This window comes from Aquimarina muelleri DSM 19832 (assembly GCF_000430665.1).
Taxonomy (GTDB): domain Bacteria; phylum Bacteroidota; class Bacteroidia; order Flavobacteriales; family Flavobacteriaceae; genus Aquimarina; species Aquimarina muelleri.
Window position 1 is genome coordinate 17743 of the sequence record NZ_AUML01000022.1, and the last position, 15617, is coordinate 33359.

Genomic DNA, 15617 nt, shown 5'->3' on the forward strand with positions numbered 1-15617 from the left:
ATAGATTTCATACTATATACACTGGATTTAATTTAAATATTTATTTCAATTACCCTACATCATCGGGATCAATTTCTCCATCTCCTGTAGCAAATTGTTCTAAAGAGATATCTTCGTTATCATTAATTCTATCTGCGGTGCATGAGGTAAAACTTACTGTAATAAATAAGGCTATGAGTATATAAGAAATAGTTTTCATGATTTTTATTTTTTTAAGATTAAACATGGGTATTGCTGCCCGGTATTTCACCAGATATTTGGATATGTAATCCAATGCATTAAGGGAGTACTCCTTTTATTTTTTGGAAAGTCGAAATCTTCAATTACAGTGTTTAGCCACTTTCCAGGGGAGCTTTTACCGTAACCTTATGGATTTCCGTAAGAACCGAGTCTAAACATTTACTATGTTAGCAAAGTGAAACCGGAACTAATTGATATTGTGAATTTATAAAGACCCCAAGTCTATGTTTGCATACGATTCCAAGGATTCCTAAGATTCCTAAGAAATCCTAAAAATTCCAATAACTTAGATTATTTATGAGAACAAAAACGAGTGATACCTACAAAAAAGAAATTCTTGAACAGTACAAAAGAGAAAAAGGAGGAGAGATGAATAATTACCTTTTTAAACCCACTCGCAAGCAAATTAAAGAAGCTTGCCTATGGCTATTACATCGACGAAACGAAAAGTATGATGAAGGTATTCTAAACCGTTTCTTTCAATTTAAAGAAGGAGAAAACAAAGCCTATGCAATCGAGCGTACTCATGGAGATAAATTTAAACCTATCATTAATTTTTTAACAGGCGAGACTAAGTCTACAACACCTGCAAACCTAGAGTTAATTAGTTGGCTTATTGATTTTAAAAAAAGACCTCTATCTATTTATTTAAAAACAAACCCTAAGCCTGAAGATGAGCATGAAACAACATTACTTAATGTAAAACAGATAACTGTAAAAAACGAAGTAGAAAAAATAAACATACCAGAAACCCAAGTGATTCAAAGAACCAATAAGAGTATTACAATTATTTCTCAAATAAATCCTTCGCTTAAAATAACAACTATTGTATCTCTGTAATAAAGACACCTTTATATGAACGCAAATTACTATTAATCAGACCTTATATGACTAAAAACCTTATGAGGTCTTTGATCTTTTAAAAATTTATTGAACCTGTTACAAAAAATACTTTATAGTACAGTCAATCTCAAAAACTAACCACCACAACACTCCTAAATTCAAAAGCCTACCAACTACTGTAAACTTTTCTATTTTGTATTTTAAAATTGATGAAACAAATACAGGGATTCTGTATCAAAATTTGGTTGTATTTTTACATTTATAACAAATCTAATTATGATAACTGTAGAACAAGCACTTGCATTAACTTCCAATACTATTCAAAAAACAGAAGTAATTCATACACTACCTATATCTAAAGCACTTGGATATGTGCTTGCAAAAGATATTTTATCACCTATCGATATGCCTCCATTTCGGCAATCTGCAATGGATGGCTATGCTTTAGGATCTACTTTAGAAAAAACATTTACTCTTATCGGCGAGGTTAAAGCAGGAGATGATACCGATCCAGAACTTAAAGCTGGCGAGGCTATACGTATTTTTACTGGTGCGCCTGTACCATCTGGTGCCAAAGCTGTAATCATGCAAGAAAAAGTCGAGATCCAAAATAATAAGGTACTACTACAAGAACCTGCTCTACCAGATACTAACATTCGCCCAGCTGGAGAACAAATAAAAAAAGAAGAAACAGCTCTACAACAAGGAACTGTCATAACTGCTGCAGGTATTGGGTATCTAGCATCTTTAGGTATTACTCACATCGATATATACAAAAAACCATCGATTGCAATTATAGCTACAGGAAACGAATTAGTGCCACCAGGGCAAACATTAAAGTATGGAGAGATTTATGAAAGTAATTCGATCATGTTCTCGGCTGCTCTTTCCAAAAGTGGTTTTACCGATATATCTTATTTTAAAGTAGAAGACGCCTATGATATCACTCTTTCCCTTTTAGAAAATACCATAGAGCACTATGACGTAGTTCTAATTTCTGGAGGAATATCGGTTGGAGATTATGATTTTGTAGGCAAAGCCTTAGGAGCATTACAAGTAGAGGAAATCTTTTATAAAGTGAAACAAAAACCAGGAAAACCTCTATACTTTGCTAAAAAATCAGGAACTACTATTTTTGCTTTACCTGGTAATCCAGCATCTTCATTAAGTTGTTTATATGTATATGTCCTTCCAGCTTTATTTAAAATATCTGGACAAACAAATTGTGATCTAAAACGCAGTACTGCCACTTCCAAAACTACATACACTAAAAAAGGAGAACGCGCAGAGTTTCTAAAAGCATTGGTACAAAAAGATACCGTAACCATTTTAGATGGACAAGCATCTTCTATGCTGCGATCTTTTGCTATGGCAAATGCTATGGTGTATCTTCCCGAAGAAATAACCGAAGTAAAGATTGGAGATGATATACAAGTAATTCATCTACCATAAACACTTAAGTAATTTCAGTTTTATAAATCAATAACCTCGGAGCAAGCTCACGAGGCTTGCCTCGAATTAAACTCCACAACGTAGATTAAACATAGCTTTTATTAGTAACTCAAGTCGTCTAACAGATAATTTATTGTAGCGATTATACGATTCACGGATGAGAATTGCGTATAAATAATTGCAAAGGTTTTTCGCTAGATTGATGAATCAAATTAAAGAATAGCCATAGCTATTGTTTCATTTTATGAAGAAAATATAGTAGAAAAAGAATGCGATTATATGCGAGATTTTTATTTGTAAATCGTATTAAACCCATTTTATGCAGTAGAAAATCTATTACATATTGTAGCTGTTACAAATACAGATGCTTTGCTCCGTTTTTTAATGTAACCATAGCAATGCTCACTAAAATCAAGAAAACGACTGTATTTAGGGCACCTTCAAGCTTTATTACGAAGTTCTACTACATAAAAGCGGATTAAAAGTATATTGAAACAGTTTTTTATAATGATTTTGATATCTAATTGATTTCTATCCTACATACTAGTTAAAATCTACAGTAAAGAAAAAAAATTCTTGAAAAACGTTGTATCTTTGAAGGTATAACGCTTTGCTTATGAACTATAAAATAAAAAGTCGGATTTGGATAGAGTCTGAAAACGGTGTTTTTCTTGGTGAAGGAAGAGTACGGTTACTAAAAGCTATTGCAGATACCGGTTCTTTAAGCAAAGCTGCTAGCTCTCTGGACATGTCTTACAAAAAAGCATGGAAACTATTAGATAGTATAAATAAAACTGCCAAAAAACCTTTAGTTATTACTTCTACTGGTGGTAAAGGTGGGGGCGGTGCTAACCTAACCTCCTACGGAGAAAAAGTTATAGAAACATTTGATACTATTAATCAAAAATGCTGGGAATTTTTAGATAACGAATTAAAAAATATTTCTTTATAAGTATAAAACACCCAATAATAACATACCCCTAAATGAATAAAAAAAATAATACAGGAATCATTTTAGCAGGAGGCAAAAGCTCAAGGATGACTCGTGAAAAAGGTTTTGTATTACTTAATGACAAACCATTTGTTCAATATTGTATTGAGGCTCTTCAACCTTTGGTTAGCGAAATTATTATTGTAAGTAAAAATTCTGATTATGATATTTTCGGAGTAAAAAGAGTAGAAGATATTGTATCTAATGCTGGACCGATAGCTGGATTACACGCAGGACTAGTATATTCTAAAACCGAAAATAATCTGGTATTAAGTTGTGATGTACCAATGGTTACCACTTCACTTTTAAAAAAACTAATATCTCATAATGATGAGCATTTTGATATCGTTCAATTTAAAACCGAAGGAACTACAATCCCTTTAATCGCACTGTATAAAAAAAGATGTACCAATACTTGTCAAAAACTACTTCTTAATGGAGAACGCCGTCTGCGTAAGCTCGTTTCTGCTTTAAACACAAAAACAGTTAGTTTACCAAAAACAGAACAGGTTTTAGTAACCAACATAAATACAATAGATGAATTAAAAACAGTAATAAATGCAATTAACAATTAAATATTTTGGACTTCTGGCAGAAGTTACAGCTACAACAGAAGAGTTATTAGAAACAGAAACCTGTTCTGTTTTTGAATTGGTGAAAACCCTAAAAAATCAATACCCAAAACTAGGAGATACTAATTTCAAAATTGCAGTAGATCAACAATTAATTGATCTTAATTATATAATTGAAACCAATGCAGAAATAGCTTTATTACCCCCTTTTGCAGGAGGTTAATGTTAATATATAAAGACACAAATAATGAATTCGTTACACTCTAGATATCAAAGACAAATTATCCTACCAGAAATAGGTCTCTCTGGTCAAGAAAAACTTAGCGCATCTAAAGTATTGGTTATAGGAGCTGGTGGACTAGGTTGTCCTATTTTACAATATCTTACTGCAGCAGGAATAGGCACTATAGGTATTGTAGATTTTGATATTGTAGACACCTCCAATTTACACCGTCAGATATTATACGGCACCAGTTCTTTAGGTAAAAATAAAGCTGTAGCTGCAAAAGAACGTCTTATAGATCTAAACCCAGAGATAACCATTACGACATATACAGAGAGGTTAACTACAAAAAATGCAATTTCTATTTTTTTAGAATATGATATTATTGTTGATGGTACCGATAATTTTTCTACTCGATATTTGATTAATGACGCCTGTGTTATTACAAAAAAACCATTGGTATATGGTGCTATTTTTAAGTTTGAAGGACAAGTATCTGTATTTAATTATCAAAATGGCCCCTCCTACCGATGCCTTTTTCCAGAACCTCCAAAAGCAGGAAGCGTTCCCTCTTGTGCAGAGATTGGCGTTCTGGGGGTATTACCAGGTATTATAGGTAGTATGCAAGCTAATGAAGTTCTTAAGATTATTTTAGGTTTGGATACTATTCTATCTGGAAAATTGTTTACTTATGATTGCTTAACTACCCGTTCCTCTAACTTTGGAATTAACCGAGTAGAAACCGAAATATCCAAGGTATTGGAAACCTCAAGTCATTTTAAAACTATAGACTATGATCTATTCTGCGGGATACAAAAAATAACCGAAATAACACCTAAAGAAGCTTTTCTTATAAAAAATGTTCAGTTTATAGATGTTCGTGATCCACATGAGCAACCAAAAATTGACAGCTTACATCCTATATACATACCTTTAGGAAAATTAAAAGAAAAAGTAAATACTATTACCAAAGAAAAAGAAATAATCCTTTTTTGTCAATCTGGTATTAGAAGTAAAAAAGCAGTAGAAATTCTTTTGCAAGAAGGCTTTAAAAATGTATCTCATATACAAGGTGGTGCAGTCGCTTTACATGAAAATATATCAAACCTCACAGGTTTATTAAAATACGATTAAAAAAAAGGAATATGGAAAAAAAGAAACTAAAAAATGTATTTATACAAGGAGCTATTTCATCTGATTTTATAGGTACCTCTATCGCAAAACATCAATCAAAAACTAGTATAGGTGCACATAACATTTTTTTAGGTCAGGTTCGTGCCGATACTATCGATGGCAAAATAGTTACTGCTATTGATTATACCGCATACGAAGAAATGGCTAATCAAAAGTTCCACGATATACGCGAAGCTACTTTCGATAAATTTGATCTTACTTGTATGCATATATACCATAGTCTTGGAACCGTAAAAGCAGGAGAAATTTGCTTATTTGTTTTTGTTTCTTCGCCAAAAAGAAAAGTAGTATTTAAGGCTCTGGAATATGTCGTAGAAGCAATTAAAGCCGATGTGCCTGTTTTTGGAAAAGAAATTTTTGAGGATCAAACACATCAATGGAAAGAAAATAGCTAATACTTTTTTATAAATCATAAAATCCTAAAATAAATAAGGAATGAAACAGAATAACTTATGATTTGTCATTCCAGCGTATGCTGGAATCCAAAATAAAACTAAGTTTAAATCTAAAAAATTATTATTTATAAAAGTATGGTAGACATCACACATAAAATATCCACATTAAGAGTTGCTACAGCACAAGCTATTATAAAGGTTAGTAAGCCAGAAACTATAGAAGCAATACAAAACGATACAGTACCCAAAGGAAATGTATTTGCAATGAGTAAAGCTGCTGGATTACTTGGTGTAAAAAAAACTCCGGATTTACTACCAGATTGTCACCCCTTACCTATAGAATATACAGGAATTGAATACACTATTAATGGTCTGGAAATTACCGTCCTGGTAACCATAAAAACCATTTATAAAACTGGTGTAGAAGTCGAAGCCATGCATGGAGCCAGTATCGTAGCTCTAAACATGTATGATATGCTAAAACCTATTGACAAAGGCATAGAAATTCATCATATAAAACTATTAGATAAAAAAGGAGGGAAATCCGATTATACAGACAAGTTTAGAAGAGATCTTAAAGCTGCTGTTATTGTCTGTTCAGATACTATTTCTGAAGGAAAAAAAGAAGATAAAGCTGGCAAAGCTATCATTGCTAAATTAGAGAATTGTGAAGTAGATATTCTGGATTACACAATCATCCCCGATGAAAAGGACATCATACAAGAAAAAGCAATCTACTATCAAAAACAAGGTGCCGACCTTATTATATATACAGGAGGCACTGGGTTATCTATAAGAGATGTAACCCCAGAAGCTCTAAAACCTTTATTAGATCGAAATATCCCTGGTATCGAAGAAGCCATACGTAAATATGGTCAAGACCGTATGCCTTACGCTATGTTATCCAGAAGTGTCGCCGGTACTATAAAAAACACTCTTGTATTAGCTTTACCAGGTTCTACCAACGGAGCAAAAGAATCTATGGATGCTATTTTTCCTGAAGTATTGCATGTGTTTAGAATTTTAAAAGGCGCAAGACATGACTAAACCAAACGCTAAACCTCATAGGTTTTTAAAACCTGTGAGATCTACAGAAGATATTCTTACCGACACCTTTGGCAGAAACCATAACTACCTAAGGATTTCGCTTACAGAGCGATGCAACCTTAGATGCACCTATTGTATGCCTGCAGATGGGATTCAATTATCTCCTAAAGAGCATATCATGACTCATGAAGAGATCTATACTATCGCCAAAGAGTTTGTAAATATGGGAGTTACAAAAATTAGACTTACTGGTGGAGAACCTTTGGTTCGTAAAGATGCGTCTCTTATTCTGGAAAAATTAGCTTCACTGCCTGTGCAACTTACATTAACTACCAATGGGGTTATTGTAGATAAATTTATTGAGCAGTTTAAAAAATGTGGAATTAAAACGCTTAATGTTAGCTTAGACTCTTTAGATTCTAAGAAAAATAAAGAAATTACTCGCAGATCTTATTTTAAAAAAGTATATGAAAATATTCTTTTACTTATTAAAGAGGGCTTTATCGTAAAAGTAAATTGCGTTTTAATAAAAGGTTTTAATGATGATGAGATCATAGATTTCATTAATTTAAGTAAAGATCTGCCTATACACGTTCGATTTATCGAATTTATGCCTTTTGATGGAAACCAATGGAACATAGATAAATTGGTTTCTTTACAAGAGATTCTATCTCAAGTACATTCTAATTATAACGAAAGCCAAATTATAAAGTTAGAAGACGCCCCTAACGACACTACCAAAAGCTATAAAATCAAAGGATATCAAGGATCTTTTGCTGTTATAAGCTCCGTTACTAATCCATTTTGCGATGGTTGCAACAGAATACGCCTGACTGCTAACGGGCAAATAAAAAATTGTTTATTCTCTACAAAAGAATCCGACTTATTAACTCCGCTTAGAGCAGGTAAATCTATAACTTCAATTATCCAAAAAACAATACAGTCTAAGCTTAAAATACGCAATGGAATGGACACCTTGGATAAATTTAGCCAAACCGATATACATTCTAATAACCGAAGTATGATCACAATAGGAGGATAATAAACATTACTCCCATAAGTTTTTAAGCATTTTCATCCATGACCGATATCATAGTTAGCCTGTGTAATAGGATTTATTTTTGAATATATATTAAACACTATTTACATGAAAAATATTTTGCTTCCTACCGATTTTTCTGATAATGCTAGAAATGCAATAGAGTATGCCTTGCAATTTTTTAAAAATGAACTTTGTACTTTTCATCTTCTTAATGTTCAAAAAGTTTCTAAGTATACTACAGATGATTTAATGGCCGCTCCTGCAAACACCTCTATTCATCAATCTGTCATTAGTGATGCTAAAAAGAAATTAGAAGATTTGGTAGAAGAACTAAAAGAAACATACCCTAATGAAAGCTATACTTTTGATGCTATTAATGATTATGATATTTTTATTGATGCTATAAGACAAACTGTAAAATCTAAAAATATTGATATAATTGTTATGGGTACAAATGGTGCTACAGGAGCAACCGAAGTTGTATTTGGCAGCAATACCCTTAATGTTATTCGTAAAATAGATTGCCCCACCATTGTTATACCACAAGGGTACACCTATAAAGACCCAAAAAATATTTTATATGCTATAGATTATTGGGATCATTTTAATGCAGAAAATATCGATCCACTAATGAGCACCCTTTTAAAATACACATCTACTCTACGCATCCTTAAAATCAAAGAAGACGATACCGTTACCGTAGCCGATTTTGATGATAAAAAACACATGAATTCCTTTTTTAAAGAAATAAAACCTACCTTTCATTCCATATCCAATGTTCCTACTGCTTTGGCTATTAATAGCTTTGTACAAATTATGGATATGGATATGACGGCTATATTTATTCAAAAAGAAACTTTTTTAGATCGTTTTTTTAAAGGATCCGAAACTTCTAAAATAAGCTATGGTACAAAAGTGCCTTTATTGATTATGCATAGTTAAAAAAAACTATAAAATAGAAACTATAAAATGTTACTATATGTTGCTACAGCTCTTTATATTCTAATTGGAGGATTTATCGTTATACGGTTACTTTTAAATGGCATGCGACCAACCAAAACACTTGCTTGGTTATTTGCCATTTTTACTATACCAGTAGGAGGAATTTTTCTATACCTAATGCTAGGCAGAAATCGAAGAAAAAATAAATTATTTAAACTTAAACATACTCCAAAAGTAGCCTCCTATATTGCAAAAGCCATACATCAATACTCCCCCATTACAAAAAAAGAGTTTGAGGAGCATCATAAAATCATTTCTTTAATTACCAAAAACTCCTACTTTGCTCCTTGTACTGGAAATGATGTAAAATTATTAAAAAATGGCGAAGCAACTTTTCGAGCTATATTTGATGCATTAAAAAGTGCAGAACATTTTATACATCTAGAATATTATATTTTTGAAGAAGGAAAATTAACTACAGATCTTTTTAATCTTTTTCAAAAAAAAATAAAAGAAGGCGTTACTGTAAAGATCCTATACGATGGTATTGGGAGCATGTCTTTAAGTAAAAAATACATTCGACAACTTCAAAACATTGGTGTTGAAATTCATAAATTTTTACCTATAAAATTTGGTAAGTTTCTATCCTCCATAAATTACAGAAATCATCGTAAAATTATTGTCATTGATGGCAAAACTGCTTTTACAGGTGGTATCAACGTTTCTGATAAATATATAAAAGGAGACACCGATTTAGGAGTCTGGTATGATATCCATCTACAACTAAAAGGCCCTGTTGTTCAAAGTCTTCAGGCTATTTTTGCAATGGACTGGTATATGGTTAGTAAGGAGGATTCTATCTTAGACACTTCGTGTTTCTATACGTATAAAAAAGAAAATGGATCTACAGTTCAGATTGTGCATAGTGGGCCAGATTCTGATTTTTCTGCTACACAACAGATGTATTTCTCTATGATTAATGAAGCCAAAGAATATATCTATATTACTAATCCTTATATAATACCTGGAGAATCTATTCTAGATGCATTAAAAGTGGCATCTATGAGCGGAGTAGATGTACGAATATTACTCTCAGAAAAATCAGATAATGTTATTGTAAAATGGTGTATTCGTTCTTATTTTGAAGGTTTGCTACAAGCAGGAGTAAAAATATATTTGTTTCCAGAAGGGTTTATACACAGTAAAACTATTGTAGTAGATACTACCATATCCTCTGTAGGCACCACAAATCTAGACATTAGAAGTTTTGAACAAAATTACGAAGTAAATGCAGTAATTTATGATGATACATTTGCGTTAGCATTAAAAGATGATTTTTTAAAAGATATTAAAAACAGTACCCAACTAGATTTCAATACCTTCATGCAACGACCATGGAGTCAAAAACTAAAAGAGGGTTTTGCTAAAATTTTTAGCCCTGTTTTGTAAATTTATTATCAAAATGAAAACTACAAAAAACATAGGATTAGTTCTTTCTGGAGGGGGGTTTAGAGGAGTAGCACATATTGGTGCTATGCAAGCACTAGAAGAGGCAGGGATTATCGCAAACTTTGTTTCAGGAACAAGTGCAGGAGCTATAGTAGGCTCCTTATATGCTGCAGGGCATTCTCCTAAAATAATAAAAGATTTTTTCAAAAACACCCCTCTATTCACCTTTAATAGATTGACTCGTAAAAAAGCAGGATTCTTAGATACCGAAAAATTTTATAAAGATCTATTAGCCTATTTTCCTCAAAACTCCTTTGAATCTTTGCAAAAAAAACTTTTTGTTACCGCTACAGATTTAATAGAAGGAAAAACAACAGTGTTTAATACTGGGGAGCTAATCAAACCTTTACTTGCTTCTGCAGCTTTCCCTGGGGTTTTTACACCCGTAATGATTAATAACGAATTATATGCAGATGGAGGTATTTTAGATAACTTTCCTATAACTCCTCTTGAAAAACATTGTGATTTGATTATCGGGGTAGACGTATCTCCTATCAAAAAGCCAAAAATTAGCGATTTTAAACATTCTTATAACGTTATGCAACGCGCATATTATCTTAGAGCAATGCCTAACGGAGAAACAAAATTTAAACAATGTGATATTATAATTCAGCCTAAAGAGCTTATCCATCATAGCGTATTTAATCCCAGTAGCTTAGACAAAGTATATGAGTATGGATATCAGGAAGCTAAATTGCAGCTGCAATCTTTTTTAAAAAAACAAGAAAATGATACAAGAGATAAAGAATAGTTATGGTGACTTTTTTGAAGAAGAACTATTAGAAGAGATTAATCGAATAGCCACTTTTAAAGAAATACCCGAGGGTTTTGAAATTATAAAACCTGGCAGCTATATTAGATTTATGCCTTTGATTATTCATGGCGCAATAAAAGTTCTTAGAACCGATAATGATGGAGATGAGTTATTATTATATTTTTTAGAAAAAGGGGACACTTGTGCTATGACATTATCTTGTTGTTTAGGACATCATAAAAGTGAAATTAAAGCCATAGCAGAAACAGATACCAAATTAGTAATGATCCCTATATCTAAAATGGAAGAATGGACTACTAAATACAAATCCTGGAGAAATTTTGTTTTTGATAGCTATCATAAAAGATTAATTGAAGCAATAGAAACTATTGATAGTATCGCTTTTCTTAATATGGATGATCGTTTATTAAAATATCTTAGAGATAAAATCAAAATCAATAATACCAGTGTTATCCATAGTACACATCAGCAAATCGCTTATGATCTTCACACATCCAGAGTAGTAATCTCAAGATTGCTTAAAAAATTAGAGAAAGATGCTATTGTTAAACTAAATAGAAATAATATCGAAATATTACAAACCTAACCTATATGTAACAAATGTTACTGTAAAAGCTCTACTCTAAAATTATTTTTGACAAAAATATTTAGATGGAAATTACAGAAGTTTTAGGATATATAGGAGCATTATTCATTGGCGTAGTTCTAGGATTAATAGGAGGTGGTGGATCTATACTAACTGTACCCGTACTTGTATACCTTATGTATCTTAATCCCGTTACTGCCACAGCATATTCGCTCTTTGTTGTAGGTATTTCTGCATTAGTAGGTACTATTAGTAATCTTAGAAAAGGTTTAGTAAGTATTCGCACTGCAATTGTATTTGCAATACCTGCATTTATAGCAGTATACACTACAAGAAAATATATAGTTCCTGCGATACCAGATCCGCTTTTTTCTATTAATGAATTTATGATTACTAAAAATATTGGTATCATGTTATTCTTTGCTGTTATTATGCTTTTAGCCTCCATATCCATGATAAAAAACAACAAAAATAAAACTACAACAGAGGCGCCCATAAAATACAATTATCCATTAATTATTATCGAAGGATTTGTTGTAGGAATATTAACTGGGTTAGTAGGCGCAGGTGGTGGATTTTTAATAATTCCTGCTTTAGTACTATTAGCAAAATTACCTATGAAAAAGGCAGTTGCTACCTCCCTATTAATAATCGCTATAAAATCTTTAATTGGTTTTATAGGAGATGTAGAAAACCTGAAAATAGAATGGAATTTCTTATTAATATTTACCGCAATTTCTGTAGTAGGGATTTTTATAGGTATCTATATCTCTAACTTTATAGATGGTAAAAAACTAGAAAAAGGATTTGGGGGCTTTGTTTTGGCAATGGGTATTTACATCCTCTTTAAAGAATTAACATAAGCAACGGGCTTTGTAACAATTGTTACCATAAAGAAATAATAATTGCCGTATTTTTGAATAATAAATAATATAACACTCATAAATTCAATTAATATTTATAATTAGCATCAAAGTCTAATCAAGATACAGGCAACAAAATCTCTAGATAATTATAATTAAAAAAATAGAACCAATGAAAATAGAACAAATATATACAGGATGTCTTTCTCAGGGAGCTTATTATATAGAAAGTAATAGAGAAGTAGCTATTATAGACCCTCTAAGAGAAATAAAACCATACCTAGAAAAGGCAAAAGAAGATAACGCAAAAATTAAATATATTTTTGAAACCCATTTTCATGCAGATTTTGTCAGTGGTCATGTAACTTTGGCTAAAGAGACTGGAGCAAACATTATATATGGTCCAAATGCAAATCCATCTTTTGAAGCAATAATTGCCAAGGATAGTCAAGAATTTCCTCTGGGAAACATCACTATTATAGCTTTACATACCCCAGGACATACTATGGAAAGTACTACCTACCTTCTTAAAGATGCTAATGGTAAAGATCATGCTATCTTTAGTGGTGATACTCTATTTCTTGGAGATGTGGGTCGCCCTGATCTAGCCCAAAAAGCAGCTCATTTAACGCAAGAACAATTAGCAGAAAAACTTTATGATAGCTTACGCACTAAAATCATGCCTCTTGCAGATGATGTAATAGTATATCCTGCTCATGGTGCAGGTTCTGCGTGCGGTAAAAACATGATGAAAGAAACAGTAGATACTTTGGGTAATCAAAAGAAAATGAATTATGCCCTTAGAGCAGATATGACCAAAGAGGAATTTGTAAAAGAAGTCACCGAAGGATTATTACCTCCTCCATTATATTTTCCTTTAAATGTAAAAATGAATAAAGAAGGATATGAAGATCTCGATAAAATAATAGAACAAGGAACCACCCCTTTATCTCCAGATGCTTTTGAAGCGTTAGCTAATGAAACTGGCGCAGTTGTTTTGGATGTAAGACATCAAAATGAATATGTAAAAGGACATATCCCAAGATCTATATTTATTGGTATTGATGGTGGATTTGCTCCTTGGGTAGGTGCTTTGATAGCAGATGTTAAACAACCTATATTATTAGTCGCTCCAGAAGGACGAGTAGAAGAAACTATTACTCGATTATCCAGAGTAGGATTTGATAATACCTTAGGATATCTTGATGGTAGTTTTGCCGCTTGGAAAAAAGCTAGTAAAGATTATGATACCATAACATCTATCTCTGCTTTAGAATTTAAGAACATTATGACCAATGAAGATGTTCCTGTTTTTGATGTTCGTAAAGAAAGTGAGTTTGTAGCAGAACATGTTGAAAAAGCAAATAACTCTCCTTTGGATTTTATTAACGATTATCTTACCGAGTTTCCAGAAGATAAAAACTTTTATGTGCATTGTGCAGGAGGTTACCGCTCTGTAATTGCTGCTTCTATTTTAAAAAGTCGTGGTATTCATAACCTTATTGATATTGCTGGTGGCTATAAGGATATTAAAGAGTCAGGAATTAAAACTACCAATTATGTTTGTCCTTCTACTTTAAAATAATTCTGGAAGGAACCTCTAACAAGTATATCTCTATAAATATATTTTGCTTTTGAAAACAAACCTCTGAAGGAGTTAAACCATCCAGATGAGATTAAAAGGAAACTAAATGAATGATTTTGACAGAAAAAAACATTGGGAAACTATATATAGTACTAAAGATTTAAAAGAGGTTAGCTGGTATCAAAAAGTTCCCACAACCTCTATAGAGTTTATTACTTCTCTTAACCTTCCTAAAACTGCAAAAATAATAGATATCGGTGGCGGAGATAGTTTGTTGGTAGATCATCTACTAAACTTAGGATATAGTAACATTACAGTACTTGATGTTTCTGAAACGGCAATACATAAAGCCAAAGAAAGATTAGGAGATCTTGCAGATACTATTACTTGGATAGTAACAGATATCACAGATTTTACACCTAATGAAAAATATGATGTTTGGCATGATCGTGCTACGTTTCATTTTTTAAGAGAACAAAAAGAAATTGATAATTATGTCATGACTATAGAAAACGCAATACTCCCTGCTGGAGCATTGATAATAGGAACTTTTTCTTTAGATGGCCCAAAAAAATGTAGTGGTATCGATATTACTCCATATTCTGAAAAGTCAATGAGTGATTTAGTTAAAAGCTCTTTTAAAAAATTAAAATGTTCTTATATAAATCATGAAACCCCTTTTAACACTACTCAAAATTTTATTTTTTGTAGCTTTCAAAAGCAAAAATGATAATTGTGTAACATAAGTTACCAATAGCACTTTTTGAATTTAATTACTTTGCAACAAAATAACACAGATGAATTGGATTTATAACCCATGGCCATGGTATGTATCGGGCCCCTTAATTGCATTAGTACTTTTTGTATTACTAATGATCGGCAAAAGATTTGGAATGTCCTCCAATCTAAGAACAATGTGCACCATTTGTGGTGCAGGAAAAGCCTCTGGTTTTTTTAGGTTTGATTGGAAAGCACAACGATGGAATTTAATCCTAGCATTTGGAGTAGTTATAGGTGGGTTTATTGCTAACACATTTTTATCTACAGATACCGCAGTACAACTAAATCCAGAAGTCGTCGCAGATCTTCAATCCAAAGGTTTTGAAAGTGCAGGCCAGGCATATATGCCAGATAGCTTATTTTCTAACGATGCTCTAACAGATCCCAAAGTATTAATTTTATTAATAGTAGGAGGTTTCTTGGTTGGTTTTGGTGCCAGATATGCAGGTGGTTGCACTTCTGGGCACGCTATATCTGGGCTTAGTGATTTGCAATTGCCATCATTAATTGCTGTATTTGGCTTTTTTATAGGTGGATTACTAATGGTACACCTTTTATTCCCTTTAATTTTTTAAACG

General features: G+C 32.2%; 18 protein-coding genes. 17 read left to right on the top strand and 1 reads right to left on the bottom strand.

Annotation, left to right across the window (positions count from 1 at the left end; translation table 11 throughout):
- Positions 1-49: 49 nt before the first annotated feature.
- Positions 50-199 carry a hypothetical protein gene (locus H527_RS23940; protein ID WP_155837856.1) on the bottom strand — a complete coding sequence of 50 codons (150 nt, stop codon included), beginning with the start codon at positions 197-199 and terminating at the stop codon, positions 50-52.
- A 338-nt stretch (positions 200-537) separates the two neighbouring features.
- Here H527_RS23940 and H527_RS23125 point away from each other — a divergent pair, with 338 nt between their 5' ends.
- The 17 genes from H527_RS23125 (at position 538) to H527_RS0109825 (ending at position 15614) form a co-directional block, all read left to right on the top strand.
- Complete coding sequence (locus H527_RS23125; protein WP_027412540.1) at positions 538-1080, top strand: hypothetical protein; 543 nt, start codon at positions 538-540, stop codon at positions 1078-1080.
- 279 nt (positions 1081-1359) lie between these two features.
- Positions 1360-2535 (top strand): molybdopterin molybdotransferase MoeA, encoded by a 1176-nt coding sequence (locus H527_RS0109750; protein WP_027412541.1) that lies wholly within the window; start codon positions 1360-1362, stop codon positions 2533-2535.
- Between the two features lie 616 nt (positions 2536-3151).
- Complete coding sequence (locus H527_RS0109755; protein WP_027412542.1) at positions 3152-3487, top strand: winged helix-turn-helix domain-containing protein; 336 nt, start codon at positions 3152-3154, stop codon at positions 3485-3487.
- Between the two features lie 32 nt (positions 3488-3519).
- Positions 3520-4101: a molybdenum cofactor guanylyltransferase gene (mobA, locus tag H527_RS21790; protein ID WP_051316710.1), complete on the top strand. Its 582-nt coding sequence runs from the start codon at positions 3520-3522 to the stop codon at positions 4099-4101.
- Positions 4085-4321: a MoaD/ThiS family protein gene (locus H527_RS0109765; protein WP_027412543.1), complete on the top strand. Its 237-nt coding sequence runs from the start codon at positions 4085-4087 to the stop codon at positions 4319-4321. The genes mobA and H527_RS0109765 overlap by 17 nt, the downstream gene beginning before the upstream one ends.
- A gap of 24 nt (positions 4322-4345) precedes the next feature.
- Positions 4346-5455, top strand: coding sequence for a molybdopterin-synthase adenylyltransferase MoeB (gene moeB / locus H527_RS21795; RefSeq protein ID WP_051316711.1), 1110 nt, complete (start codon positions 4346-4348; stop codon positions 5453-5455).
- A gap of 11 nt (positions 5456-5466) precedes the next feature.
- Positions 5467-5910, top strand: coding sequence for a molybdenum cofactor biosynthesis protein MoaE (locus tag H527_RS0109775; protein WP_027412544.1), 444 nt, complete (start codon positions 5467-5469; stop codon positions 5908-5910).
- A gap of 135 nt (positions 5911-6045) precedes the next feature.
- A complete protein-coding gene (moaCB, locus tag H527_RS0109780) occupies positions 6046-6957 on the top strand; it encodes a bifunctional molybdenum cofactor biosynthesis protein MoaC/MoaB (protein WP_027412545.1) in 912 nt (303 codons plus the stop codon).
- Between the two features lie 34 nt (positions 6958-6991).
- The gene (moaA, locus tag H527_RS0109785; RefSeq protein WP_027412546.1) at positions 6992-7999 is read left to right on the top strand and encodes a GTP 3',8-cyclase MoaA; all 1008 of its coding nucleotides are present in this window, start codon (positions 6992-6994) and stop codon (positions 7997-7999) included.
- Positions 8000-8104: 105 nt separating this feature from the next.
- Entirely contained in the window at positions 8105-8941 is an 837-nt protein-coding gene (locus tag H527_RS0109790) for a universal stress protein (RefSeq protein WP_027412547.1), read from the top strand.
- 27 nt (positions 8942-8968) lie between these two features.
- The gene (cls, locus tag H527_RS0109795; protein WP_027412548.1) at positions 8969-10390 is read left to right on the top strand and encodes a cardiolipin synthase; all 1422 of its coding nucleotides are present in this window, start codon (positions 8969-8971) and stop codon (positions 10388-10390) included.
- Between the two features lie 13 nt (positions 10391-10403).
- The gene (locus H527_RS0109800) at positions 10404-11201 is read left to right on the top strand and encodes a patatin-like phospholipase family protein (protein WP_027412549.1); all 798 of its coding nucleotides are present in this window, start codon (positions 10404-10406) and stop codon (positions 11199-11201) included.
- Positions 11179-11811, top strand: coding sequence for a Crp/Fnr family transcriptional regulator (locus H527_RS0109805; protein WP_027412550.1), 633 nt, complete (start codon positions 11179-11181; stop codon positions 11809-11811). Before H527_RS0109800 ends, H527_RS0109805 begins: the two co-directional genes overlap by 23 nt.
- A gap of 65 nt (positions 11812-11876) precedes the next feature.
- A complete protein-coding gene (locus tag H527_RS0109810; protein WP_027412551.1) occupies positions 11877-12674 on the top strand; it encodes a sulfite exporter TauE/SafE family protein in 798 nt (265 codons plus the stop codon).
- A gap of 172 nt (positions 12675-12846) precedes the next feature.
- Entirely contained in the window at positions 12847-14259 is a 1413-nt protein-coding gene (locus H527_RS0109815; RefSeq protein ID WP_027412552.1) for an MBL fold metallo-hydrolase, read from the top strand.
- 106 nt (positions 14260-14365) lie between these two features.
- Entirely contained in the window at positions 14366-14989 is a 624-nt protein-coding gene (locus tag H527_RS0109820) for a class I SAM-dependent methyltransferase (RefSeq protein WP_027412553.1), read from the top strand.
- A gap of 67 nt (positions 14990-15056) precedes the next feature.
- The gene (locus tag H527_RS0109825) at positions 15057-15614 is read left to right on the top strand and encodes a YeeE/YedE family protein (protein WP_027412554.1); all 558 of its coding nucleotides are present in this window, start codon (positions 15057-15059) and stop codon (positions 15612-15614) included.
- The last annotated feature ends 3 nt before the right edge of the window (positions 15615-15617 follow it).

Excerpts from the sequence above, each read along its gene's own strand:
- H527_RS23940 (WP_155837856.1), bottom strand. The coding sequence starts at position 199 with ATGAAAACTATTTCTTATATACTCATAGCCTTATTTATTACAGTAAGT.
- H527_RS23125 (WP_027412540.1), top strand. The coding sequence starts at position 538 with ATGAGAACAAAAACGAGTGATACCTACAAAAAAGAAATTCTTGAACAG.
- H527_RS0109750 (WP_027412541.1), top strand. The coding sequence starts at position 1,360 with ATGATAACTGTAGAACAAGCACTTGCATTAACTTCCAATACTATTCAA.
- H527_RS0109755 (WP_027412542.1), top strand. The coding sequence starts at position 3,152 with ATGAACTATAAAATAAAAAGTCGGATTTGGATAGAGTCTGAAAACGGT.
- mobA (WP_051316710.1), top strand. The coding sequence starts at position 3,520 with ATGAATAAAAAAAATAATACAGGAATCATTTTAGCAGGAGGCAAAAGC.
- H527_RS0109765 (WP_027412543.1), top strand. The coding sequence starts at position 4,085 with ATGCAATTAACAATTAAATATTTTGGACTTCTGGCAGAAGTTACAGCT.
- moeB (WP_051316711.1), top strand. The coding sequence starts at position 4,346 with ATGAATTCGTTACACTCTAGATATCAAAGACAAATTATCCTACCAGAA.
- H527_RS0109775 (WP_027412544.1), top strand. The coding sequence starts at position 5,467 with ATGGAAAAAAAGAAACTAAAAAATGTATTTATACAAGGAGCTATTTCA.
- moaCB (WP_027412545.1), top strand. The coding sequence starts at position 6,046 with ATGGTAGACATCACACATAAAATATCCACATTAAGAGTTGCTACAGCA.
- H527_RS0109790 (WP_027412547.1), top strand. The coding sequence starts at position 8,105 with ATGAAAAATATTTTGCTTCCTACCGATTTTTCTGATAATGCTAGAAAT.
- cls (WP_027412548.1), top strand. The coding sequence starts at position 8,969 with ATGTTACTATATGTTGCTACAGCTCTTTATATTCTAATTGGAGGATTT.
- H527_RS0109800 (WP_027412549.1), top strand. The coding sequence starts at position 10,404 with ATGAAAACTACAAAAAACATAGGATTAGTTCTTTCTGGAGGGGGGTTT.
- H527_RS0109805 (WP_027412550.1), top strand. The coding sequence starts at position 11,179 with ATGATACAAGAGATAAAGAATAGTTATGGTGACTTTTTTGAAGAAGAA.
- H527_RS0109810 (WP_027412551.1), top strand. The coding sequence starts at position 11,877 with ATGGAAATTACAGAAGTTTTAGGATATATAGGAGCATTATTCATTGGC.
- H527_RS0109815 (WP_027412552.1), top strand. The coding sequence starts at position 12,847 with ATGAAAATAGAACAAATATATACAGGATGTCTTTCTCAGGGAGCTTAT.
- H527_RS0109820 (WP_027412553.1), top strand. The coding sequence starts at position 14,366 with ATGAATGATTTTGACAGAAAAAAACATTGGGAAACTATATATAGTACT.
- H527_RS0109825 (WP_027412554.1), top strand. The coding sequence starts at position 15,057 with ATGAATTGGATTTATAACCCATGGCCATGGTATGTATCGGGCCCCTTA.